The 22,136-nt window shown below is 72.9% G+C and carries 23 protein-coding genes; 10 read left to right on the forward strand and 13 right to left on the reverse strand.

Annotated features, from left to right (window positions below; genetic code table 11):
- Positions 1 to 48 precede the first annotated feature (48 nt).
- The gene (locus tag VKK44_RS26390; protein ID WP_343443888.1) at positions 49 to 1,743 is read left to right on the forward strand and encodes an MFS transporter; all 1,695 of its coding nucleotides are present in this window, start codon (positions 49 to 51) and stop codon (positions 1,741 to 1,743) included.
- Positions 1,740 to 2,396, forward strand: coding sequence for a futalosine hydrolase (locus VKK44_RS26395; protein ID WP_343443889.1), 657 nt, complete (start codon positions 1,740 to 1,742; stop codon positions 2,394 to 2,396). The genes VKK44_RS26390 and VKK44_RS26395 overlap by 4 nt, the downstream gene beginning before the upstream one ends.
- Here VKK44_RS26395 and VKK44_RS26400 read toward each other — a convergent pair.
- On the reverse strand, positions 2,362 to 3,240 hold the full coding sequence (locus VKK44_RS26400; RefSeq protein ID WP_343443890.1) for a GNAT family N-acetyltransferase: 879 nt from the start codon (positions 3,238 to 3,240) through the stop codon (positions 2,362 to 2,364). The two genes, VKK44_RS26395 and VKK44_RS26400, sit on opposite strands and share 35 nt — an antisense overlap.
- 419 nt (positions 3,241 to 3,659) lie before the next feature.
- Here VKK44_RS26400 and VKK44_RS26405 point away from each other — a divergent pair, with 419 nt between their 5' ends.
- Positions 3,660 to 4,490 (forward strand): 1,4-dihydroxy-6-naphthoate synthase, encoded by an 831-nt coding sequence (locus VKK44_RS26405; RefSeq protein ID WP_343443891.1) that lies wholly within the window; start codon positions 3,660 to 3,662, stop codon positions 4,488 to 4,490.
- Here VKK44_RS26405 and VKK44_RS26410 read toward each other — a convergent pair.
- Positions 4,451 to 4,837, reverse strand: coding sequence for a cold-shock protein (locus tag VKK44_RS26410; RefSeq protein ID WP_073826071.1), 387 nt, complete (start codon positions 4,835 to 4,837; stop codon positions 4,451 to 4,453). The genes VKK44_RS26405 and VKK44_RS26410 overlap by 40 nt on opposite strands.
- A gap of 28 nt (positions 4,838 to 4,865) precedes the next feature.
- A complete protein-coding gene (locus tag VKK44_RS26415) occupies positions 4,866 to 5,489 on the reverse strand; it encodes an HAD family hydrolase (protein WP_343443892.1) in 624 nt (207 codons plus the stop codon).
- 37 nt (positions 5,490 to 5,526) lie between these two features.
- On the opposite strand from VKK44_RS26415, the gene VKK44_RS26420 reads away from it, so the two are divergent.
- Complete coding sequence (locus VKK44_RS26420; RefSeq protein WP_343443893.1) at positions 5,527 to 7,992, forward strand: helicase-associated domain-containing protein; 2,466 nt, start codon at positions 5,527 to 5,529, stop codon at positions 7,990 to 7,992.
- 1 nt (position 7,993) lies between these two features.
- Here the strand turns inward: VKK44_RS26420 and VKK44_RS26425 are convergent, their stop codons facing one another.
- Both VKK44_RS26425 and VKK44_RS26430 read right to left on the reverse strand, forming a co-directional pair.
- Positions 7,994 to 8,227: a hypothetical protein gene (locus VKK44_RS26425; RefSeq protein ID WP_343443894.1), complete on the reverse strand. Its 234-nt coding sequence runs from the start codon at positions 8,225 to 8,227 to the stop codon at positions 7,994 to 7,996.
- Between the two features lie 126 nt (positions 8,228 to 8,353).
- A complete protein-coding gene (locus tag VKK44_RS26430) occupies positions 8,354 to 9,229 on the reverse strand; it encodes a L,D-transpeptidase family protein (RefSeq protein WP_343443895.1) in 876 nt (291 codons plus the stop codon).
- A gap of 172 nt (positions 9,230 to 9,401) precedes the next feature.
- Between VKK44_RS26430 and VKK44_RS26435 the strand changes: the two genes are divergently transcribed.
- Both VKK44_RS26435 and VKK44_RS26440 read left to right on the forward strand, forming a co-directional pair.
- Positions 9,402 to 11,081, forward strand: coding sequence for a DNA repair helicase XPB (locus VKK44_RS26435; RefSeq protein ID WP_343443896.1), 1,680 nt, complete (start codon positions 9,402 to 9,404; stop codon positions 11,079 to 11,081).
- A gap of 77 nt (positions 11,082 to 11,158) precedes the next feature.
- Complete coding sequence (locus tag VKK44_RS26440; RefSeq protein ID WP_343443897.1) at positions 11,159 to 11,452, forward strand: hypothetical protein; 294 nt, start codon at positions 11,159 to 11,161, stop codon at positions 11,450 to 11,452.
- Positions 11,453 to 11,519: 67 nt separating this feature from the next.
- Here VKK44_RS26440 and VKK44_RS26445 read toward each other — a convergent pair whose 3' ends face one another.
- The 4 genes from VKK44_RS26445 to VKK44_RS26460 all read right to left on the reverse strand — a co-directional run bounded on the left by VKK44_RS26445 (position 11,520) and on the right by VKK44_RS26460 (position 15,409).
- Positions 11,520 to 12,470, reverse strand: a complete 951-nt coding sequence (locus VKK44_RS26445) for a zinc metalloprotease (protein ID WP_343443898.1) — start codon at positions 12,468 to 12,470, stop codon at positions 11,520 to 11,522.
- 231 nt (positions 12,471 to 12,701) lie between these two features.
- Positions 12,702 to 13,421 carry a PaeR7I family type II restriction endonuclease gene (locus tag VKK44_RS26450; protein WP_343443899.1) on the reverse strand — a complete coding sequence of 240 codons (720 nt, stop codon included), beginning with the start codon at positions 13,419 to 13,421 and terminating at the stop codon, positions 12,702 to 12,704.
- Complete coding sequence (locus tag VKK44_RS26455) at positions 13,387 to 15,117, reverse strand: Eco57I restriction-modification methylase domain-containing protein (RefSeq protein WP_343443900.1); 1,731 nt, start codon at positions 15,115 to 15,117, stop codon at positions 13,387 to 13,389. The genes VKK44_RS26450 and VKK44_RS26455 overlap by 35 nt, the downstream gene beginning before the upstream one ends.
- An 82-nt stretch (positions 15,118 to 15,199) precedes the next feature.
- Entirely contained in the window at positions 15,200 to 15,409 is a 210-nt protein-coding gene (locus VKK44_RS26460) for a winged helix-turn-helix domain-containing protein (RefSeq protein WP_343443901.1), read from the reverse strand.
- 266 nt (positions 15,410 to 15,675) lie between these two features.
- On the opposite strand from VKK44_RS26460, the gene VKK44_RS26465 reads away from it, so the two are divergent.
- Both VKK44_RS26465 and VKK44_RS26470 read left to right on the forward strand, forming a co-directional pair.
- Positions 15,676 to 15,951: a DivIVA domain-containing protein gene (locus tag VKK44_RS26465; protein WP_343443902.1), complete on the forward strand. Its 276-nt coding sequence runs from the start codon at positions 15,676 to 15,678 to the stop codon at positions 15,949 to 15,951.
- Positions 15,948 to 16,217, forward strand: a complete 270-nt coding sequence (locus tag VKK44_RS26470; protein ID WP_343443903.1) for a hypothetical protein — start codon at positions 15,948 to 15,950, stop codon at positions 16,215 to 16,217. The genes VKK44_RS26465 and VKK44_RS26470 overlap by 4 nt, the downstream gene beginning before the upstream one ends.
- Before the next feature lie 119 nt (positions 16,218 to 16,336).
- On the opposite strand, the gene VKK44_RS26475 is transcribed toward VKK44_RS26470, so the two are convergent.
- Together VKK44_RS26475 and VKK44_RS26480 are read right to left on the reverse strand one after the other, a co-directional pair.
- A complete protein-coding gene (locus VKK44_RS26475) occupies positions 16,337 to 17,194 on the reverse strand; it encodes a GNAT family N-acetyltransferase (RefSeq protein WP_343443904.1) in 858 nt (285 codons plus the stop codon).
- Positions 17,195 to 17,297: 103 nt separating this feature from the next.
- Positions 17,298 to 18,014, reverse strand: a complete 717-nt coding sequence (locus VKK44_RS26480) for a TIGR03089 family protein (protein ID WP_343443905.1) — start codon at positions 18,012 to 18,014, stop codon at positions 17,298 to 17,300.
- 158 nt (positions 18,015 to 18,172) lie between these two features.
- On the opposite strand from VKK44_RS26480, the gene VKK44_RS26485 reads away from it, so the two are divergent.
- Entirely contained in the window at positions 18,173 to 19,249 is a 1,077-nt protein-coding gene (locus VKK44_RS26485; RefSeq protein ID WP_343443906.1) for a hypothetical protein, read from the forward strand.
- Here VKK44_RS26485 and ligD (VKK44_RS26490) read toward each other — a convergent pair.
- Together ligD (VKK44_RS26490) and ligD (VKK44_RS26495) are read right to left on the reverse strand one after the other, a co-directional pair.
- The gene (gene ligD / locus VKK44_RS26490) at positions 19,176 to 20,090 is read right to left on the reverse strand and encodes a non-homologous end-joining DNA ligase (protein WP_343443907.1); all 915 of its coding nucleotides are present in this window, start codon (positions 20,088 to 20,090) and stop codon (positions 19,176 to 19,178) included. The genes VKK44_RS26485 and ligD (VKK44_RS26490) overlap by 74 nt on opposite strands.
- On the reverse strand, positions 20,080 to 21,018 hold the full coding sequence (ligD, locus tag VKK44_RS26495; RefSeq protein ID WP_343443908.1) for a non-homologous end-joining DNA ligase: 939 nt from the start codon (positions 21,016 to 21,018) through the stop codon (positions 20,080 to 20,082). Before ligD (VKK44_RS26495) ends, ligD (VKK44_RS26490) begins: the two co-directional genes overlap by 11 nt.
- Positions 21,019 to 21,105: 87 nt before the next feature.
- On the opposite strand from ligD (VKK44_RS26495), the gene ku reads away from it, so the two are divergent.
- On the forward strand, positions 21,106 to 22,104 hold the full coding sequence (gene ku, locus VKK44_RS26500; protein WP_343443909.1) for a non-homologous end joining protein Ku: 999 nt from the start codon (positions 21,106 to 21,108) through the stop codon (positions 22,102 to 22,104).
- Positions 22,105 to 22,136: the final 32 nt, after the last annotated feature.

Genomic DNA, 22,136 nt, shown 5'->3' on the forward strand with positions numbered 1-22,136 from the left:
CTCCGGGTGAGGCGGCACGCGTGGAGCAGATGGGCGAGGATGGGACACATGGCGCTGTCCTCCCGCTCCGGCCGCTCCTTCCTCGGGCGGACCGTGGGCACCGGAATCCGCGCCACCCGGCTGCTGCTGCGGGGGTCACTGCACGGCGGGCGCTGGATGACCCGCCGGGCCGGCACCGCCCGGGCCCGCAGCGCCGGCAACGAAGTGGGCATGGTCCGCCTGTTCGACCTGCACGCGCTCTCCTGCGCCGGCGACACGTTGATCGCCATCGGCCTGGCCGGGACGATCTTCTTCGACGTGCCGCTGGGTGAGGCGCGCAACAAGGTCGCGCTCTACCTGCTGGTGACCATGGTCCCGTTCGCCATGCTGGCACCGGTGGTCGGCCCGCTGCTCGACCACTTCCGCCACGGCCGGCGGTACGCGCTGGCCACCACCATGCTCGGCCGGGCGTTCCTGGCCTGGCTGATCTCCGACTACATGGGCGGGCTCGGGCTCTACCCGGCGGCGTTCGGGGTGCTCGCCCTCTCCCGCGCCTACGGGGTGGCCCGGTCGGCGGCGGTGCCCCGGCTGCTCCCCGCCGGGTTGGGGTTGTCCCAGGTCGGGGCGCGGGCCAGCGTCTACGGCACGGTGGCCGGCGCGCTGGTCGCCCCGATCGGGTTGGCCGCGTTCTGGTTCGGGCCGCAGTGGCCGCTCCGGGTCGCCACGGTGATCTTCCTGATCGGCATGGTCGTCTCGCTCCGGCTGCCGCCGAAGGCCGACTCGGAGCCGCCGGAGCGGATGCCGCACCCGCTGCGGGCGATGCGCCGCCGCGACGGTGAGCGCCCGCTGGGCCGGGGCCGCCCCGCCGGCCGTCTGGTGATCGCCACGTTGATCGGGGCCGCGGCGCTGCGCGGGATCTACGGCTTCCTGTTGCTCTTCCTCGCCTTCGCGATCAAGGCCGGCGACCTGACCACCGACTTCTTCGGCCGCGAGTTGGGCGCCCAGGCCGCGCTGGGCCTGGTCGGCGGCGCGCTGGCGGTGGGCACGTTCCTGGCCACCGCGCTCGGCACCCGGCTGCGCATCCACCGGCCGACCGCGATCCAGTCCAGCGGCACGATCATCGTGGCCGGCGTGGCGCTGCTCGCCGCGATCATGTTCTCCCTGCCCATGGTGGCGCTGCTCTGCCTGGTGGCGGCGCTGATGAGCGGGATCGCCAAGCTGGCGGTGGACGCCTCGATCCAGGAGCGGATCCCGGAGCGGCTGCGGGCCAGTTCCTTCGCGCACTCGGAAACCGCGCTGATGCTCGCGTTCGTGGCCGGCGGCGGGCTCGGGCTGGTGCCGTTCACCGGCCTGGTCGGGGTGGCGGTCGCCGCCGGCGTGGCCGCGCTGGTGGCCGTACGCGGTGTGCTGGCCGCCGGCCGGCTGCGCGGCGAGCACCTGGTCGGCCGCCCATTGGGCGACGACGAGCTGACCAGTGGCCGCCCATTGAGCGACGACGAGCTGACCAGTGGCCGCCCATTGAGCGACGACGAGCCGACCAGTTCCCGCCCGCTCGGCGACGACGAGCCGGCGATGCCGCCGGTCACCTCGTTCGACGACCCGGCGCCCACCTCACCGGCGCCGCAGCGGGTCGACACGCCCCCACCGGACGACGACGCGCTCGCTCCGCCCGGCTTCCACATCTACCGCCCCTCCTCGTCGGTCGGCGGACCCGGGACGGCGGAGGACGAGAAGCGGCGCGACCCCCGGGGGCCGGTGGCGTGAGCGGTCTGCTGGTGGTCACCGCGGTGCCCGCGGAGGCCGAGGCGGTCCGCGCCGGCCTCACCGACCCGAGCGTGACGGTACGACCGCTCGGCGTCGGCCCGGCCGTCGCCGCTGCCGCCACCGCGCGCCTGCTGGCGCTGGCCGAGGCGGCCGGCCGGCCGTACCGGGCGGTGGTCAGCGCCGGCATCGCCGGCGGATTCGTCGACCGGGTGGCGGTCGGCGGCACCGTGCTGGCCGACCGCAGCGTCGCCGCCGACCTCGGTGCCGAGTCGCCGACCGGTTTCATCCCGGTCGAGGAGCTGGGCATGGCGCCCGAGCTGCTGGGCGGCGGCCGGACCGTGCCCGCCGACCCGACCCTGCTGGAGGCGCTGCGCGCCGCGCTGCCCACGGCCACCGTCGGCACCGTGCTCACGGTCAGCACCGTGACCGGCACCGCCGCCGGCACCGCCGCGCTCACCGACCGGCACCCGGACGCCGTGGCCGAGGCCATGGAGGGGTACGGCGTCGCCGTGGCCGCCGCCCAGGCCGGCGTACCCTTCGCCGAGCTGCGCACCATCTCGAACCCGATCGGTCCCCGCGACCGCGGCGCGTGGCGCATGCGCGAGGCGTTCGCCGCGCTCACCACCGCCGCGGCGGCTCTCCACCGGCGGTGAGGTCGAACCGCATGACCGCCGCGTCCCTCGACTCGACCCGGAAGCCGCAGCGGTGCAGCAGGCACGTTCCGGTCCCGTCGGTGACGGCGTACGCCGACGGCACGTCACGCCGGGCCATCTCGGCGGTCAGCGCGGCCACCAGCCGCCGGCCGACGCCGAGAAGCCGGTACGCCGGCGCGACCAGCACCCCGTCCAGCACGAGGTGGTGCCGGCCCGGCAACGGGTACCCGATGAGCAGTTCGTCGCTGCGCTCGTGCGCGCGCAGTTCGCCGACCAGTTCGCCGTCCGGCAGCTCGGCGACGAAGCGCCAGGACGTCGCCGGCACCGCCGGGTCGAGGTGCCGCCGGATCCGACACTCCCGGCGCACCCGTGCCCGGTCGCGGTCGCGGTCCCGGTGCCCGCGGTCGAGGCGATAGGTCACCGCCGGCAGCGCCGACCCGTAACCGGAGAGGCCCGGGACGTGTGCCCACCAGGCCCCCGGCCAGTCCTTCGGCTCGCGGACCTCCCGGGCGTCCAGGTGCGCCGGGCAGTGCCGCCCCGCCGCGTCCCGTAGCTGCCGCGGCGTCACCGGCGGTCCCTGTCCCGCGGTCGGCGGCGGCACGATGACGATCCGTCCGCCCGCTGCCGTGGCCAGCCGTTCGACGGTGCGGAAACTCGGCCCCGCCGACCTTCCGCACTCGATCCGGGAGACGGTTGTCTGCGGCACTCCCGACCGGGCGGCGAGCTCACGTTGGCTGAGGTCGGCCGCCCGGCGCAGCGCCCGCAGCGTCGCCCCCAGGTCGGTCGGCGGCAGCTCCAGGGGCGGTCCGGCGTCGGTCACCAGGCCATGGTCGACCCTCGTCACGCCGTCCTCCACCCCGCAGCATCCTCCTGTGGACAACCCTGTGGAAAAGCCGCTCTGCTGGGGACGGGGCCCCCTCCCGATGCCCTGCAAACCTGAGGGCGCGGGTGAGTCACACCTCCCGCGCCGGCGGTGCACGGCCGGCGGGACCTGCACGGCGCCGGCGTGGTGGATCTCGTCGAGGATGACCAGCGTCCCCCGGGTCGTGGTGCGGGACCGGGACGGCGAGGGCGGGCCTTCGTCGCCGTGGGTGAACGGTTGGGTCCGACGGCCGACCCGTTCTCGCCATCAAGTTCGTAGGGCCGGCGAACGACCACTCCGCCACCCGGGAGCGAGCGAATCCGCCACCCCCGGGACCGAGCGGGTCACACCGGCCGGGCCGGGGTGGGGGACGGCACGGCGGGCGGGGTTACGGTGGTCGGGTGGCGCTCTCCCTGGCGATCTCCCCCTGCCCCAACGACACGTTCGTCTTCGACGCCCTGGTGCACGGCCGGGTGGCCGGTGCCCCGCCGGTCGAGGTGACCTACGCGGACGTGGACGTGACCAACACGGCCGCCGAGCGGGGGGCGTTCGACCTGGTGAAGGTGAGCTACGCGGCGCTGCCGTGGCTGCTCGACGACTACCACCTGTTGCCCTGCGGCGGCGCGCTGGGCCGGGGGTGCGGCCCGCTGGTGCTCACCCGGGGCGACCGGGCCGACCTGTCCGGCGCGACGGTGGCGGTGCCCGGCGAGCGGACCACGGCGTACCTGCTGTTCCGGCTCTGGGCGGCGGACCAGGCGCCGGCGCGGATCGAGGTGGTGCCGTTCCACGAGATCATGCCGGGCGTGGCGGCCGGCCGGTACGACGCCGGCCTGGTGATCCACGAGGCCCGCTTCACGTACCCGCGCCACGGGCTGACCGCGCTGGTCGACCTGGGCGAATGGTGGGAGGGCGACACCGGGCTGCCGATCCCGCTCGGCGCGATCCTGGCCCGCCGTGGCGCGGTCGACCCGGTCGAGGCCGCCGCCTGGATCCGGGAGTCGGTGCAGCAGGCCTGGGCCGACCCGGAGGCCAGCCGTGGATACGTCCTGGCGCACGCGCAGGAGATGGAGCCCGACGTGGTGGACCGGCACATCGGCCTCTACGTCAACGAGTTCACCGCCGACCTGGGTGAGGCCGGCTTCGCCGCCGTGGAGGCGCTGCTGGGCCGGGCCGCCGACGCCGGGCTCGTCCCTCAGACCTCCAGCTCGCGCGCCACCGCGTGGACCAACTGAGCGATCTTCTGCGCGGCCTTGCGATCCGGGAAGCGCCCCCGGCGCAGATCCGGCTGGACCTTGGCCTCCAGCACCTTGATCATGTCCTCGACCAGGCCGTGCAGTTCCTCGGCCGGCCGGCGACGCAGCTCCGCCACGGACGGCGGCGCCTCCAGCAGCTTCACGCCCATGGCCTGGGCGCCCCGCCGGCTGTCCACCACGCTGAAATCGACCCGCTGGCCACCCTTCAGGTCGGCGACACCCGCCGGTAGCGCGCCCTTGGGCAGGAACACGTCGCCACCCTCGTCACTGGTGACGAACCCGTATCCCTTGGCCGCGTCGTACCACTTCACTCGACCCGTCGGCACCTGTCGAACCCCGCTCCACTCGAACCGTCTACCCCTCCAAGGCTAGCCCGATGATCCGGTCCACCGCCGCCGGGAATCCGCCGAGATCATCGAGCACCAGTTCCGCCCCGGCCGCGCTCAACTCGTCCGCCGAGCAAGGGCCCGTTGCCACTCCCACGCCTGGGATTCCCGCCGCCCGCGCAGCCGCCATGTCGGCCACGTGGTCGCCCACGTAGAGCGTCGCGCCGTGCTCCCGCAGCGCGGTCGCCTTCTGCTCGGCGAACAGGTCGCCGGCCAGCTCGTCGACCGCCAGGTCGAGGTGGTCCAGGTGCAGCTTCGCCAGCCGGCCGATCTTCGAGGTCACCACCATCACCCGGCCACCGCGCTCGTGCACCGCGCGTACCGCGGCCTCCGCGCCCGGCATCGGCACCGTCGGCGTGATCGCGTACGCGGGATACAGCTCGCGGTAGAGCGTCACCGCCTCCTCGATCCGCTCCGGCGGGAACCAGTGCGCCAGCTCGGTACGCAGCGGCGGGCCCAGCCGGGACACCGCCAGTTCCGCGTCCACCGGCACGCCGGTGCGCTCGGTCAACGCGCGGTAGGCGGCGGCGATCCCGGGACGGGAGTCGACCAGGGTCATGTCGAGGTCGAAGCCGACCATCAGCAGAGACATGCCGAGAACCTACCCAGCGGGCTAGCGTGGTACGACGATGACCACCTCACTCGCCGACCATCTGCGGGCCCTCCCCGACGAGTCGCTGGCCGCCCTGCTCCAACTGCGGCCGGACCTCGTCGTGCCGGTGCCGGCGGACGTGTCCGCTCTCGCCCTGCGCGCCCAGTCCCGGGTCTCCGTGGCCCGGGCCCTCGACGGGCTGGACCAGTTCACCCTCCAGATCCTCGACGCCGCCCGGCTCACCCGGGGCCCCGACGGCACCACCTCCACCGACCAGATCCTCGCCATGGCCACCACCGGGCCGCACCCGCCCGCCCCGACCGCGGTCCGTGCCGCCGTCGACCGGCTCCGGGCGCGGTTCCTGGTGTACGGCCCCGAGCACGACCTGACCGTGGTCGGCGGCGTCGACGAGGTGTCCCCGTACCCGGCGGGGCTGGGCCGCCCGGCCGCCGAGCTGGACGCACGCGCGGCGGCCCTCTGCGCGGACCCGGCGAAGCTGCGGCGGGCGCTGCTCGCCGCGCCGCCCTCGGCCCGGGCGGTCCTGGACCGGCTCGCCGCCGGGCCGCCGGTCGGCACCGTGGCGCCGGGCGCGCTGGAGGCCCCCGCCACCGGCGAAGAGGACGTGCTCCCGCCCGACCTGGTCAACGGCGGGACGCCCACCGGCTCCCCGATCCGCTGGCTGGTCGAGCACCACCTGCTGGTACGGATGTCCGGCGGTCGCAACGGCACGGTCGAGCTGCCCCGCGAGGTGGGACTGGTGCTACGCCGCGACACCGGTCCGCTCGGCCCGCTGCGCACCAGCCCGCCGGCGGTGTCCGGCCCGCCCCGGGAGATCAAGGCCGTCGACTCGGCCGGGGCCGGGCAGACCATGGAGGTGGTCCGGCACACCGAGGCGCTGCTGGAGGCGCTTGTCGTCGAGCCGGCCCCGGTGCTGCGGTCCGGCGGCGTCGGAGTGCGGGACCTGCGCCGGCTCGCCCGGGTCCTCGGGCTGGACGAGCCGACCACCGCGCTGATCTTCGAGGTGGCGTACGCGGCCGGGCTGACCGGTGAGCTGGAGCTGACCGGCGCGGCCACCACCCGGTACGGCGGCGACCAGCAGATCGTGCCCACCGGCGGGTACGAGGTGTGGCGCGCGGCGTCGCTCGCCCAGCGCTGGGAGCAGCTCGCCCGGTCGTGGCTGGCGATGACCCGGCAGGTGGGCCTGGTCGGCCAGCGGGACGACCGGGACCGGCCGATCTCGGTGCTCTCGGCCGAGGCGGAACGCGCCGGCGCGCCGGCCGCCCGCCGCGCCGTGCTCGCCGTCCTGGCCGACCTGCCGCCGGCCACCGCACCGACGCCGGAGGAGGTGCTGGCGCTGCTGGACTGGCGGGCGCCCCGGCGGGCCCGGGGACGGGAGAACGCGCACCGCGACGTGCTGGCCGAGGCGGCCCGACTCGGCGTGACCGGGCTGGGCGCGCTCACCTCGTACGGGCGGCTGCTGCTGGCCGAGCTGACCGACGCCGACGAGCGGGGCGACGACCCGCTGGGGCTGCGCTCCGACGCCGAGTCGGGCGACCCGTCGACGGCGGTACGCGCGCTGGACGGGCTGCTGCCCGCCCCGGTCGACCACGTCCTCGTGCAGGCCGACCTGAGCGTGGTGGTGCCCGGCCCGCCCGACCCGGCGCTCGCCGCCGAGCTGGACGTGGTGGCCGAGCACGAGTCGGCGGGCGGGGCGAGCGTGCACCGGGTGACCACGGCGAGCATCCGGCGGGCGCTGGACGCCGGGTACACCGCCGACGACCTGCACGCGCTGTTCCGCCGCCGGTCGCGTACCCCGGTGCCGCAGGGGCTGACCTATCTGGTGGACGACGTGGCCCGCAAGCACGGCGGGCTGCGGGTCGGCTCGGCCGGTGGCTACGTGCGCAGCGACGACGAGGCGCTGCTCACCGAGGTGCAGGCGGACCGGCGGCTGGAGGCGCTGGCGTTCCGCCGGCTGGCCCCGACCGTGCTGGTCACCCCGTACCAGGTGAACCGGATGCTGCTCGCGCTGCGCGACGCGGGATACGCGCCGGTGCCCGAGGACGCCAGCGGCGCGACGGTGCTGTCCCGGCCGAAGAACCGGCGGGCGCCGGCCCGGACGCCACTCGCCGGCCGGGCCGTGGACCCGCTGGCCACCCCGAAGCTGCCGATGCCCCGCCTGCTGGGCGTGGTGGAGCAGATCCGCCGGGGCGAGGCGGCGGCCCGGGCGGCGCGGCGGGCCCCGGCGGTGGTCCGCGGCGGACCGGCGGCCAGCGGCCCCACTCCGGTGCCCGGGCACGGCGACGCGCTGGCCGTGCTCCAGCAGGCGGTACGGGACAAGGCGCTGGTCTGGGTGGGTTACGTCGACGCGCACGGGGCGACCGCGTCCCGGCTGGTCCGGCCGGTCTCGATCGGCGCCGGCTACCTGCGCGCCGAGGACGAGCGCACCGAGATACTGCACACGTTCGCGCTGCACCGGATCACGGCCGCCGTGCTGGAGGAGTGAGTCACTCCCCGTTGCGGCGCAACGTGCCGATCACCGAGATCGCCAGCAGCAGCGCGAACGCCGCGCCGGCCGACTCGCCGAACGAGTCGACGAAGCCCTGCCGCTGCACCAGCAGCCCGAACAGGAACCAACCGAACACGCCCGCGGCGGCGGTCGCGTAACCGACCATCACCGCGGTGGAGACCTGCTGTGGCGTCCGCTCGCCCTCGGGAAGCACGTCCTGATCGACGGTCATGCCAGTCCCTCCCCGCCCCGTGGTGGACCCGGCTTCCAGAGTGGCACCGACCGAACGGCGCGGACAGGGGTTAAAACCCTGATCCGGACGGTCCGGTCACGGGTACGGGCGGGACCGCGGTCGGGCTCAGGTGCCGGGACGGCGGCCGATCACCACCACGCGGGTGCCGATCGAGCCCAGCTCCCAGAGGCGGACCGCGTCGCGGTGCAGCAGGTTGACGCAGCCGTGCGAGCCGATCGCGCCGTTGTGCAGGTAGGTGGTGGTCTCGTGGAAGCCGATCCCGCCGTTGAACTGCTGCCAGTACGGCAGCCACACCTCGTACGGGTTGGACCACTCGCGCAGGTTCCGACCGCCGACCGAGTAGGTGCCGGCCGGCGTGGCGTACCCGGACATGCCGGTGCGGGTGACGGTCGGGCCCAGCACCACCGTGCCGCCACGCATCGCCCACACGGTCTGCCGGGTCAGGTCGACGCAGAACGTGAGCCGGGCACCGGCCCGGCAGCGGGACACGTCGGTGTCGGCCAGCCGCTTCGCCACGTCGTACGTGGTGGGGCCGGCGCGACCGGAGGCCGGGCTGATGCCGTACCGGGTCTGGAACTTCTTGATCGCGACGCAGTCGGCGGCGGACTGCGCACCGTCCACGGTCAGCGTCCCGAAACCGCCCAGCCGGCTCAGGTAGCGCTCCACGGCCCGTTGGTGCTCGCCCTGCGGGCACCCGGCGGACCGGCTCGGCTTCGGCTTCGGCTTCGGGGAGGCGGTCGCCGACGGCGACCGGGCGGGTTTCGGCGTGGCCGTCCGGCTCGGCTGCGCCGACGGGGACGTGGCCGACCGTTCGGGCGTGGGCGGCGCGCTCGCCCCCGATGCTTGTTCCGTCAGCCCGACCGGCGCGGGGGTGGTGGTCCCGGCGCCCTCCGTCTGCGGATCGAGCGCGCACGCGCCGACGCCGACCAGCACGACCACCGCCAGGCCGACGACCCGGGCGAGAAACCGGACACGCTGCATGGGCCCTCCCTGGACAGTTGTCCCGCTTGCTAGACGTGTGAGAGGAGTATGACGTTGCCTGTCCAGCGGGACTTTTTTCCGACATTCCCCGGCGTGCAACACTGGATGGTCCGCCTCCGGCAGGTCAGCCGCCGTGCGGGGAGGTTTCCGGGCGAGTCGAGGAGGACGCGGCGTGAGCGGTGGACCACTGATCGTGCAGTCGGACAAGACGCTGCTGCTGGAGATCGACCACCCGGACGCGCAGGCCTGCCGGATGGCCATCGCGCCCTTCGCCGAGTTGGAGCGCTCCCCCGAGCACGTGCACACCTACCGGCTGACCCCGCTGGGCCTGTGGAACGCGCGGGCGGCGGGCCACGACGCGGAGGGCGTGGTCGACTCCCTGATCAAGTATTCGCGCTACCCGGTGCCGCACGGGCTGCTGGTCGACGTGGCCGAGACGATGGACCGGTACGGCCGGCTCCAGCTCGCCAACGACCCGGTGCACGGGCTGGTGCTGCGCGCCCTGGACCGGTTGGTGCTGATCGAGGTGGCGAAGAGCAAGAAGCTCGCCGGCATGCTCGGCGCGAAGCTCGACGACGACACCATCGCGGTGCACCCGTCCGAGCGGGGCCGGCTCAAGCAGGCGCTGCTGAAGCTCGGCTGGCCGGCGGAGGACCTGGCCGGTTACGTGGACGGCGAGGCGCACCCGATCGAGCTGGCCGAGTCCGGCTCCGACGGCGGCCGGCCGTGGACGCTGCGGTCGTACCAGCGGGAGGCGGTGGAGGCGTTCTGGGCCGGCGGGTCGGGCGTGGTGGTGCTGCCCTGCGGCGCCGGCAAGACGCTGGTCGGGGCCGCGGCGATGGCGGAGGCGAAGGCGACCACGCTGATCCTGGTGACCAACACGGTGGCGGGCCGGCAGTGGAAGCGGGAGCTGATCGCCCGCACGTCGCTGACCGAGGAGGAGATCGGCGAGTACTCGGGCGAGCGCAAGGAGATCCGCCCGGTCACCATCGCCACGTACCAGGTGCTCACCTCGCGGCGCGGCGGCGCGTTCACCCACCTGGACCTGTTCTCCGCCCGCGACTGGGGCCTGGTCGTCTACGACGAGGTGCACCTGCTGCCCGCGCCGATCTTCCGCTTCACGGCGGACCTCCAGGCCCGCCGCCGGCTGGGCCTCACCGCGACGCTGGTACGCGAGGACGGCCGGGAGGGCGACGTGTTCAGCCTGATCGGCCCGAAGCGGTACGACGCGCCGTGGAAGGACATCGAGCAGCAGGGCTGGATCGCGCCGGCGGAGTGCACCGAGGTACGGGTGACGCTCACCGACGCGGAGCGGATGGCGTACGCGACGGCGGAGGCGGAGGAGCGCTACCGGATGGCGGCGACCGCCCGCACCAAGCTGCCGGTGGTCCGCGCGCTGGTGGAGCGGCACCCGCAGGAGCAGGTGCTGGTGATCGGTGGTTTCCTCGACCAGTTGCACCAGCTCGGCGAGTACCTGGACGCGCCGATCGTGCAGGGGTCCACCACGAACAAGGAGCGCGAGCGGCTGTTCGACGCGTTCCGCTCCGGTGAGGTCCGCACGCTGGTGATCTCGAAGGTGGGCAACTTCTCCATCGACCTGCCGGAGGCGGCGGTGGCGATCCAGGTGTCCGGCACGTTCGGGTCGCGGCAGGAGGAGGCGCAGCGGCTGGGCCGGGTGCTCCGCCCGAAGGCCGACGGCCGGCAGGCGCACTTCTACACGGTGGTCTCGCGGGACACCATCGACACCGAGTACGCCGCGCACCGGCAGCGGTTCCTCGCCGAACAGGGGTACGCGTACACGATCGTGGACGCCGACGACGTGCTCGGCCCGTCGCTGCCGTCGTTCGAGTAGGCGGACCGGGTTCCGCCCGACTGTCGGTCCACAGTGGCACAATCGTGGCCGTCACTGGAACACCGGAAGGGACCCGAGTGAAACGCCGTATTCTCTCCGCACTGACGGTCGCCACCGTCGGCCTCGCCGGCGCGGCCGTGGCGCCCACGCCTGCCTCGGCGAGCGACGCGCCCGGCTTCGTCTGCAACCTCACGCAGAACACCTGGCTGCGGGCCGCACCGCACGGCATGGTGCTGCGCACCCTGACCGCCGGGCGTGGCTTCCGGGCGCACGGGGGCTGGGCCGAGGACGACGACGCCTGGGTGTACGGCCACGGCGCCGAGGACCCGTCGCTGGACGGCTGGGTGCCGCTGGGCAACACCACCTGCTGATTCGGGCTGCTGATTCGGGCAGCGGAGGGGACGGCCGAGGTGCGAGGCGGCCGTCCCCTCCGACGCGTCAGCCCTGGCCGCCGGCGCGGAACGCGACCCAGGCGTCGCTCATCCGGTCGGCCTGGCCGGGGGTGAACATGTTCATGCAGGAGTCCTGCGTGTAGTCCATGAAGTTGTGGATCGGGTCGAGGCCGGGCGCGGTGCAGGTGTCCGCGCCGACCGGGCAGTTGAACTGCGGCGCCGCCTCACGAGGCGTGTCGGCGACGAAGTCGCCGGAGGCGGAGCAGCCGTGCGCGAACGTGTGCTCCAGCATCAGCCAGTGCCCCACCTCGTGGGTGAGCGTGTCGCCGAGCGCGTACTTGCCGGCCGTGCCGCCCGGCATCGACTCGTCGAGCATCACCACGCCGTCGATGTAGTCGCGGCCGTTGTTGTAGCCCTTCGGGAAGTACGCCCAGCCGAGCAGCCCGCCGCCGATGTTCGCCGCGTAGACGTTGAGCGTGCGGGAGTCGCCGGTGTAGAGCGCCTTCTTCATGTCCCGCTCGTTCTTGCCCGGCACCACCGTGTACCAGGCGCTGTTCACGGTCCAGGTGGTGTCGACGAGCGAGAACCGGAACGGCGTGTCCGAGGCGTCGGCGGCGGTGCGACCCGCGTACGAGTCGTTGAGCACGGTCATCTGCGCCGCGATCAGCGTGTTCCACCGGGCCTTCTCGGCCGCGCTCAGCTCGTGGTCGGAAACCATGTGGAAGATCGTCGGCACGGTGACGCTGCCGTTGGCCAGGCGCGGCACGTCCTTGATCACGCCGTACGCGTTGGCCTCGTTCTTCGAGTAGAGCTCCGGCTCCTGGGCGGTGGCGCCCTCGCGGACCCGGGCGGCGCTGTGCGGGTCGGCGCCCGGCTGGCAGGCGGCGACCTGGGCGGAGGCGGTCACGGGTGCGGCCGTGGCGTGCGCTCCGCCGGTCAGGAACGTGGCGGCGGCCGTGGCGAGCACCGCCAGGTGGATGGTCGGTTTCCTGTGCATCGCTGCACCTTTCGAGAGGCATGAAAGGAACACGGAACCGACGCGGGGTTGTCAAAGCTGCGGGTCGATGACGTCGTCGTTCCGACATAAGACCACGTCAGCGGCGTCCGCAACAGTCCCCGACCGCCCGGCGCGGCACCGCTTCCCGGCCCCTTCTCTGACCGACGCGGAGGTTGAACTTGCCCGAGTAGGTGCGACGGGAACTCGGCGCAGGTGGCGACGAACCTCGGTTCAATTCTGCCTGGGGTGACGGAGGCCGACCTCCTCGGTCCGCGCCATGATGGCGCTCACGAGGGCGGCGAAGCCGATCTCCGGGTCGGGTTGCCGGATGTGGGCATCGGCTTCTCGGGCGGAGGTGAGGAGACAGGTGGCGTCGTAAAGGCCGGCGCTGCGCAGCCGCTTGCACAGAATCACGTAGCGATCGACATACGAGGTCTCGGCGAAGGACGGGTCGACCGGGAAGGTGCCGCTCCGAGGCCTACCCGGACGGATGGAGGCCGGCGCCTCCTCTACGAGCAGCAGATAACCGAGCCATGGCCTGAGTCGGCCGAGTAGGCCGTGGTCATAGGCATGCCGCAGGTCGACTGCGCTGCCGATCGCTTCCTCGTTCCGGTTGTTGAAGTTGTTGCCGAACGATGGGCCAGCGTGCGACTTCAACTCGACGGCAGCGACCAGTTCGCCCTCGTGAAGCACCACCAAGTCCCACTTCTTGGTGGGTCGGAAGTAACCGGGTAGCTCAACACCGGACTTGGAGCGCACGGTGTCGGGCGGGAAGCCGGCATCACGGAACACCTGGGCGAGCAATTCCGTCAGCGCGTCGAGGTGGGCTCCGCCGGTGACCGCGCCACGTCCTCCGGTATCGGTCTTGCCGCCCAGCAGCTTTTTCGCGACCTGTGACTCGCGAACAGCCCAGGAGCTACGAACCGCCTCTTCCAACGAGTGCTGATCCACCGACCAGATCCCCCATCGCCTCGATCCCATACACACGTAGCGCAGCCTTCGTCGCCGCTTGCGGGTTCCGCTCATCGAAGGCCGCGGCTAGCGCAGCACGGTCGGCGGACGAGATGGCCTCGGGCCTGGGTACGCGGATTCGACGCAGATACTGAGCCTGGAATCGAAGGGTGCCGCCTCGCATCCTAACGGCATAAGCCTCCACAAAGGCCTGTGCCACACCCGACAACAACAATCCGCCCAGTACCCGCAGATCCCAGGTGTCGGAGACGATGTAGTACAGGTTGTGGTGCGGGTAGAAGCCACCCTCATCCAGCACCGGATGGATCATGGTCTTCATGTCTGGTAGGAGCAGTTTCGGGCGATCAATCAGGGTGTGGTCCACCTTGTCGATGGTCCGGTACCAGTGCGCCGGCCGCCTGCCCGCCACGTGCCGGCCCTTGAGGGCCGCCGCGTGCCGCTGGTAGTACTCCCGCAGGCGCGGCAGCGCAGCCAAGTCGACGAGGGCACCTTCCACGTCCCAAGGATTGACGAGGTAGTGACCTGACCAGGAAAAAGTCCCCGAAGTGGTGTCCTTGACCATTGACAGCGGCAGCAGTCGCCGTGGCTCGACGTCGGCATGCGTGGTGACAAAAACCTTGTCAGCGCCCGTTGCCACACCGATGCCGACCCGAGTTCCGGTGCTTTGATCCTCGAGTGGGGGAAAGCGGTCGTTCAATGTCTCGATCAGCGCGAGCCTCGATGGTGAGCCAGCCGGCCAGGAGTCGCCCCCGGTGAACCAGTGGGGCAACCGGGCCACCTCGAAACTGCCGTTCGCCGCTGCCCTCTGCTCTGCGGCGTGGATCAACTCCACCAGTTCTGGTGCGTCCTGCGGCCCGAAGCCTCGTCGCGTATCCGCGACCACGGCTGCACCCTGCCGGGCTCGGCGCAGCACAGTGATGGCCGGGTACGCCGACACCTGCTCCTCGAAAGCGTCGACATCATGCATGCTGATGGTGGCGTCGACGCTGTAACCCTCGGCGACAAGCTCTCGCAACTGACGCCCGTACTGGTTGCGCATCCAACGGTCGGCACAGATGAATGCGAGGACTCCTCCCACACGCAGGGATCGCAGCGCGCGTTCGTAGAAGCCGACGTAGAGATCGGACCGACCCGTCATGGTGGGGCATGCCGCCCGGTAGGCCTGCATACGGTCCGGAGGCACATCCTCAAGACGGACGTAGGGTGGGTTACCTACGACGAAGTCCACCTCAGTCGGCAGATGCGGATCGAGCAGAAAGTCGCCTTGGCGCACCCACGCCGTTGCCACCTCGCGTGCTTCGGGAAGCGACCAACCCTCGTCAACCAGCACGTTTCGGATGAGCGCCCTACTGTTAGCCGCGCTCGGGGCGAGCAGGTCGAAGGCACGCAGAGCTGACTTGGCGTCGAGGAGCGGTCGGTCGTGCTTGCGGCACGAGGCGCTGACGCGCGACGCCATCACAGCCAGGAAGGCACCGCCGCCACACGCCGGCTCAACCGCCACCAGCTCAGCAAGATCACGATCGGCGGTGTACCCAGCAAGGTCGAGGATCAACTCGACGACCCAACGACGGGTGAACACCTCGCCGTGCTGAACCGACTCCGCAGGGATGGCCGTCAGCAACGGCAACGCCTCGCCTGACACAAGCTGCCGTGTCTGTGCTGCTCCCGCCTTCACTCGACGAGCATAGGGCAGTGGAGTGCCCGCAACTCGGCCCCGCACGCCGTCAACGCCGATCCCATCGCGACCACCTCAGCCATCAGTGCCGTGGGGACTCGGCGACGAAGACGCCTCGGCCGGGGCGGCCCACCAGCACGCCCTGCTCCCGCAGCCGCGCCACGGCCCGGCTGATCGTCGACTGCGACACGTCGTAGTCATCGGCCAGCTTGCGCCCGGATGGAAGTTGAGAACCAGGCGGATAGGTGCCGTCCTTGATCTTCTTCGAAAGGTCGGCGAGCAGCTCATCCATCGTGGGCGGGATAGGCACGTCGGGCCCCTTGCAGTCGGTTGGCCCGCCCAGTATCGATCAACGAACTCGACAGAGGCAACGCATGTAGCAGCGGTGAACCAGGTGGGTAAATGACTCAGCGACATGCTTGACATAGGTGACTCGGTGGCAATACCGTCGCTCTCGGTGATGCGGGCTGTTGCGGTCGGTTGGCGCCTCTCGTACCGGTCTCGCATCGCCGTCGAGACCACGCGACCAAGCGACCCGCACCGAAGGGCGTTCACCTCGTGCGCAACCCGTTCCACCGGCCGACGCGCCGGCCCGACGAACCCCCGCCGCCGTACCGCTCCCCGCTGCGCCCGGCCCAGGTGCGGGAGCGCTGCTTCTCGGTCCGCCGGCACGGCCTCGACCCGGCCGAGATCCGCGCCTTCCTGCACCGCGTCGCCGACGAGCTGGCCGTCGCACAGAGCACGGTGGTCGCGCTGCGGGAGGAGAACGTCCGCGTCAAGAACGCGCTGCGCGCCTGGCAGAGCGCCCAGTCGGCACAGCACCGGTACCGATGACCGAGCGTTGGGTGATCCACCTGCCGGTGACCGCGCCGGACCTGCACCGGGCGCGCATCTTCGCCCGTACCGCCGCCCGGGTGCTGGCCCAGCTCAGCGCCCGGGTCGAGCCGGGCGGGGTGACCGTGTCGGCGGAGGACGCGCAGCGCGTACACCATTGGGTCTTCTGCGACCGGCCGCTGCCGGACGGCGGCGGGCGGTGTGTGCTACCGGCGGATCACGTCTCGGCGTGCGCCCGTCGCGCGCCCTGGCTCCGGCGGCGCTGACCCGTCCACGCCATCAAGTTCGTAGGCGCGGTAAGAGCACCAGCGACGGCGTTGCGCCCGGCGACCGCCCGGCCCGGCACCCGTGGTCGCGCACCAGCGGCTCCGCGTCGCACCGTCCGTCATCGGCGCAGGTAGCGCGCGCGACAGCCGGCCTCGCCGAAGCCGAGCCGACGGTACAGCCCGGCCGCCGGATTGTCGTCGTTGACGCACAGCCACGCGGCGTCCGCGCCCGCCTCGGCGAGCCCGCGCAGCACGCGCGCCACCAGGTACGCGCCGATCCGCCGGCCACGCCGGCCGGGCACCACGCCGACCTGGTCGATCCAGGTGTCGAGCACGGTGACGAAGCCGGCCGCGCCGCCGTCCGGCCCACGCGCGACCATCGACAACTCCGGTCGGTAGTCCTCGTCGTCGCGCAGGTCACCCAACCACTCCTCGGCCGCCGGCTCGACGAAGCCGGGCCGGTCGGCGAACGACGACCGGTAGGCGTCGAACAGCTCGGGCCCGAGCGTCGCCGGTTCCAGGGTGACACCGTCCGGCGCGGCCACGTCGGGCAGCGTGTCGAGATCGTGCCGCAGCACCCGTTCCAGGAACGTGCGGGTGAAGCCGCGCGACGCGAACAGCGCCTCCGCCTCGGCGGTCCACGTCTCGGTGGTGAGCAGCAGGCCGCCGTCGCCCGCCTGCTCGCCGGCCCAGTCCAGCAGCGTGCCGCCGAGGCCGCGTCCGCGCCAGGCCGGATGCACCAGGCCGGTGGCGGTGGCCGGCGTCCGCCCGGTGCCGACCCCGACGGCCGCGACCGGGCCGCCGTCGTGCCAGGCGGCGAGGGTACGCGTCTGGAGCAGCCGCGCCCGCGTCAACGGGGTACGCGCGAACAGCGGCAACCCGCCGTCGACAGCGAGGCACGCCTCGACCAGCCCGGTCAGCGCGGCGAGGTCGTCCTCCCCGTACGCCCGCCAGACCAGCTCTTCCGTCCCGCCCACCGCCCACCCCCTCGCGAGCAGTAGGCCCCGACCCCACTCGCCCCGTCAACCGGATTCCCCCACCCGCGTCTTCCCAACGCGGAGCCGGGGCGGGGGCGGCGGGTCAGAGGCGACGGGTGTGGGGTGGGGCGGGGTGGGTGGGGTTGGCATGGATCACGAGGGTGGCGCGGGCGGCGAGCGGGGCGAGCAGCCACTTCAAAGGCTGCTCGTGTTCGGTCGGGTCGACCAGGAGGCGGTCGCCGGGGCGCAGGTCGAGCTGGGCGGCGATCTCCGCGGCCAGCCGCCGCCACGCGCCGAAGCTGGTGCCGTCCGGCGTGGCCGGGTCGGCCGGGTCCACGGCGGCGTAGTCCGGCGGGTCGGCGGGGTGCCGCAGCACCTCGGCCGACCAGTCCAGCCAGCCCGGCGGCACCTCGTCGAGCGCGCCGGAACGCACGCCGACCAGGTAGCGGTGGGTCCCCTCGGGGACGTCCTCCAGCCAGTCGTCCAGGCGTTCCGGGGTCACGAACACCGCGTCGAAGGGCCGGTCCGCGCCCGGCTCCAGCGTCGGCAGCCCGGCCAGCGCCCGGGGCCGGAAGGAGACCGTCAGCCCGACCGACCACGCGCCGAGCAGCACCGCCGCGGTGCGCCAGTGCGGCGGCAGCAGCACCGCCACCCGGTCACCGGGGCGCAGCCCGCAGCCGTCCCGCAGCAGCCCGGCGCTCCGGGCCGCCCACGCCCCCAGCTCCGGCGCGGTCAGGTCGGTGCGTTCGCCGGTGGCGTCGTCGAGATAACTGAGCAGCGGCTCGTCGGTCGCGACGGAAGCGGATGCGGATGCTGCCATCGGATGTGCTCCTTCCGGGCGGTCGGCTCAGCCTAGCGGCACGAACCGGTCCCCCGGGAGCGCCGACAGACGGCCCGAAGCGGCCGTCGACTTTGGTCGCGGACGCCCTCGGCCGATGGCCGTATCGACGGGCCGGACGGCTGCGGCACGGTGCGGACATGACGACCGAACCCCTGCGCCGGCGACTCGCGCCGGCCGTCGCGCTGCTGCTGCTCGCGCCCTGGACCGCCGAGTGCTCCTGGGGCGGATTCACGCTCGCCGGCATGCCGTTCGTGGTGCTGGTGCTCGCCCCGATGTACGGCGGCGCCGCGCTGCTGATCCGGGAGACCGCCCGCCGGCTCGGGCTGGGCTGGCCGGGGATCGTGCTGCTCGCCGCCGCCTTCGGCGTGGTCCAGGCCGGTCTGGTCGACCAGTCGCTGTTCAACCCGGCCTACCTCGACGACACCCAGTTCGCCGACGCCCGCACCGTCGCCGAGGCGACGCTCGTGCCCGGCCTCGGGTTCAGCGCCCGGCAGGCGGTCGACTACGTGGGCAACCACGTGGCGTTGACCATCTGCGCGTCGATCGCGTTCGTCGAGTCGTACCTCGGGGCGGGTCGCCGGTCGCGGCCCTGGCTGGGTCGTCCGGGCCTGGTCGTGGCCGCGCTGATCTGGCTCGGCGGCAGCCTGCTGGTCTTCGCCGACGACGGTGGACGCAAGGGCTTCCTGGCCTCGCCGGTCCAGCTCACGTTCGCCGCCGGCGTGGCGCTGGTCCTGATCGCCGCCGCCCTGCTGCGCGTCGGCCGCGCCCCCGACGCACACATCGGCGCGCCCGCCGACGCGTCCGTCGACCGGACCGCCATGGCCGCGCCACGGCCGGTCCGGCCGGGCCTGGTGGTGCTGGTCGCCTACGCCGGGGCCGGAGCCGTGGCGGGATGGACCGGGATCGGCGTCGCGCTCGCGCTCGCCGTGGTCACCGCCGTACTGCTGACACGGTGGTCCCGGCGGGCCGGCTGGGGGCAACGCCACGTGCTCGCCGCCGGCTCGGCCGCCGTGGTCGTCGCGGCCGTCTTCGCGTACGGCGTGCCGACCTACACCCCGGCGGGCCCGGTGGCCGACCTGGTGGGCGACGTGGCGATCAGCGTGATCGTGCTGCTGCTGGTCGGTGGCGCGTGGTGGCGGGTCAGCGGGCGGGCAGCTCGGGACCGGCGTCGAGCAGCGGAGCCAGCAGGTCGCCCTGCTTCGCCACCCGCCTGAGGACCTCGGTCGCCGTGTAGGGCCGCGTCGCCGGCCGCTTCCCGGCCGCGCCGGCCTCCACCTCGTCCCAGGTCAGCGGCGTGGAGGCGGCCGGGACGGGCTGGGCGCGCAGCGAATAGGGCGCCACCGTCGTCTTCGCCGCGCTGTTCTGGCTCCAGTCGATGAAGATCTTGCCGGGACGCAGGTTCTTCGCCATCCTCGACACGATCAGCTTCGGATGCGCCTGCTCCAGTTCCTGCGCGATCCGCTTGGCGTAGCCGGAGACGACCTCGGCGTCCTGCGTGCCGGCGATCGGGCAGCAGAGCTGCATGCCCTTCTTCCCGGACGTCTTCGGGTACGCCGCCACGCCGTCAAGAGCCAGCCGGTCGCGCATCAGCAGCGCCACCTGGCAACACTGCCGCAGCGCCGCCGGGGCGCCCGGATCCAGGTCGACCACCATCATGTCCGGGTGTGCACCGATCCTCCACTGCGGCGTGTGCAGCTCCAGCGCGGCCAGGTTCGCCAGCCAGACCAGCGTGGGCAGCTCGTCGCAGACCACGAAGTCGATGGTCTCCCGCCCCTTGCTCGACCCGGGGACGGGCAGGTTCTCGGTGCGTACCCAACCGGGCGTCGCGGCCGGCGCGTTCTTCTCGAAGAACGAGCCGCCGTCGACGCCGTTGGGGAAGCGGATCCGGGTGAGCGCGCGGTCGCGCAGGTGCGGCAGCAGCACCGGGGCGATCCGGGTGTAGTAGTCGATCACCTCGCCCTTGGTGAAGCCGGCCTGCGGGAAGAGCACCTTGTCCAGGTTGGACAGCTCCAGGGAGCGCCCCTCGACCTCGACCTTGAACCGGTCAGCCGGCATCCTCGACCTCCTCGGGCGGCTTGTCCGGGCGCAGGCGCAGGACCCGGGGGAAGCGCAGCCGCCCGTCCGGGGTGCGTTGGCCGTACTTGACCTCCACCACCACCCGGGGTGATACCCAGATCGCGCCCCGCGCATCCTCGCGCGGCACGCCCCCGGCGAACGGCGACACGCCGGCACGCAGCGGCTCCAGCTCGCGCAGCAGCTCCCGTTCGATGGCCGCGCCGATGCCGCCGCCGACCCGCCCCCGGTAGACCAACCGCCCGTCCGGGCCGGGCACGCCGACCAGCAGCCCGCCGACCCGGCGCGCGCCCGGCCGCCAACCGCCGACCACGAAGTCGCCGGTGACCTCCAGCTTGACCTTCACCCAGTCCGGCGAGCGCACCCCGGGCCGGTAGACCGAGTCGGCCCGTTTGGCCAGCACGCCCTCCAGCCCGTGCTCGCCGGCCGCCTCGTAGGTGGCCGGCCCGTCGGTGAAGACCGGCGGCACCGCCCACCGGGCGGCGCCGAGCCCGAGCGCCTCCAGCGCCGCCCGCCGCTCGTGCCACGGCCGGGCGGTCAGGTCCTCGCCGTCGAGCCGCAACAGGTCGAAGATCATGTACGTGACCGGCGCGGTCGCCGCCAGCCGGGCCGCCTTGGCCGGGTTGCGCACGTGCATCCGCTCGGCCAGCGCGGTGAACGACGGCTGCCCGTCCGTGAAGATCACCACCTCGCCGTCGAGCAGCGCGTCGTCGACCTGCTCGGCCAGGTTGAGCAGTTCCGGGTACGCGGTGGTGATCTCGACGCCGGAGCGGGCGTAGAAGTGCCGGTCGCCGTGGGAGATGTCGGCGAGCGCGCGGATGCCGTCCCACTTGAACTCGTACGCCCATGCGGCACCGGCCGGGAGCTGCCCGGTCATCGCGAGCATCGGCTTCAACGGCGCGCCGGACACCATCTGACTGTAGTAGGGCACGGAAGGGCGTGCGGCCCGTTCGATCGTTTGCGATTCTGGTCTTCAACCGGGGAGAGGAGCGCGGGTATGCGGGCCATCTGGAAAGGAGCGGTGTCGTTCGGCCTGGTGTCGATCGGGGTGAAGGTCTACTCGGCCACCGAGGAGAAGGACATCCGGTTTCATCAGGTGCACCGCGAGGACGGCGGCCGTATCCGTTACAAGCGCACCTGCTCGGTCTGCGGCGAGGAGGTCACCTACGACGACATCGCCAAGGGCTACGACCTCGGCGGCGGCGAAATGGTCATCCTGACCGACGAGGACTTCGCCGAACTACCGCTGAGCACCTCGCACGCGATCGACGTGCTGGAGTTCGTGCCGGCCGAGCAGGTCGACCCGATCCTCTACAACAAGGCCTACTTCCTGGAGCCGGAGGGCACCGCCACCAAGCCGTACGTGCTGCTGCGGGACGCGCTGACCGACTCGGAGCGGGTGGCGATCGTCAAGGTGGCGCTGCGCCAGCGGGAGCAGTTGGCGACGCTGCGGGTCCGCGAGGGCGTGCTGCTGCTCAACACCATGCTCTGGCCGGACGAGATCCGGCAGCCCGACTTCGGCTTCCTGGACGAGGACCTGAAGGTCCGCCCGCCGGAGCTGGCGATGGCCAGCTCGTTGATCGACTCGATGGCCGGCGAGTTCGAGCCGGACGCCTTCACCGACGACTACCGGGCCGCGTTGCAGGAGGTCATCGACGCGAAGGTGGAGGGCCGCGAGGTGGTGCAGCCGGAGGAGGAAGAGGCCGCGCCGGCCGCGGCGGTGGACCTGATGGCCGCGTTGAAGGCGTCGGTCGAGCGGGCCCGGACGGCCCGGGGCGAGGCGCCGTCCGGCGGCGGGGCCGAGCCGACTCCGATCTCGTCGGCCCGCTCCGCGAAGAAGGCCGCCGCGAAGAAGACCCCGGCCAAGAAGGCCGAGCCGGCGAAGAAGGCCACACCGGCGAAGAAGACCGCCGCGAAGAAGACAGCGGCGAAGAAGGCCGAGCCGGCGAAGAAGACCGCCGCCAAGAAGACCGCCGCGAAGAAGAAGACCGCCTGAGGGGTACGGCGAGGGCCCCGCCCGACGTGTTC

This window comes from Micromonospora sp. DSM 45708 (assembly GCF_039566955.1).
Taxonomy (GTDB): domain Bacteria; phylum Actinomycetota; class Actinomycetes; order Mycobacteriales; family Micromonosporaceae; genus Micromonospora.

Bases quoted from the DNA above. Each gene is read 5' to 3' on its own strand.
- VKK44_RS26390 (WP_343443888.1), top strand. From the start codon at position 49: ATGGCGCTGTCCTCCCGCTCCGGCCGCTCCTTCCTCGGGCGGACCGTG.
- VKK44_RS26420 (WP_343443893.1), top strand. From the start codon at position 5,527: ATGACCACCTCACTCGCCGACCATCTGCGGGCCCTCCCCGACGAGTCG.
- VKK44_RS26445 (WP_343443898.1), bottom strand. From the start codon at position 12,470: ATGCACAGGAAACCGACCATCCACCTGGCGGTGCTCGCCACGGCCGCC.
- ligD (WP_343443907.1), bottom strand. From the start codon at position 20,090: ATGCCGGCTGACCGGTTCAAGGTCGAGGTCGAGGGGCGCTCCCTGGAG.
- VKK44_RS26485 (WP_343443906.1), top strand. From the start codon at position 18,173: ATGACGACCGAACCCCTGCGCCGGCGACTCGCGCCGGCCGTCGCGCTG.
- VKK44_RS26415 (WP_343443892.1), bottom strand. From the start codon at position 5,489: ATGTCTCTGCTGATGGTCGGCTTCGACCTCGACATGACCCTGGTCGAC.
- VKK44_RS26470 (WP_343443903.1), top strand. From the start codon at position 15,948: ATGACCGAGCGTTGGGTGATCCACCTGCCGGTGACCGCGCCGGACCTG.
- VKK44_RS26460 (WP_343443901.1), bottom strand. From the start codon at position 15,409: ATGGATGAGCTGCTCGCCGACCTTTCGAAGAAGATCAAGGACGGCACC.
- VKK44_RS26480 (WP_343443905.1), bottom strand. From the start codon at position 18,014: ATGGCAGCATCCGCATCCGCTTCCGTCGCGACCGACGAGCCGCTGCTC.
- VKK44_RS26425 (WP_343443894.1), bottom strand. From the start codon at position 8,227: ATGACCGTCGATCAGGACGTGCTTCCCGAGGGCGAGCGGACGCCACAG.
- VKK44_RS26430 (WP_343443895.1), bottom strand. From the start codon at position 9,229: ATGCAGCGTGTCCGGTTTCTCGCCCGGGTCGTCGGCCTGGCGGTGGTC.
- ku (WP_343443909.1), top strand. From the start codon at position 21,106: ATGCGGGCCATCTGGAAAGGAGCGGTGTCGTTCGGCCTGGTGTCGATC.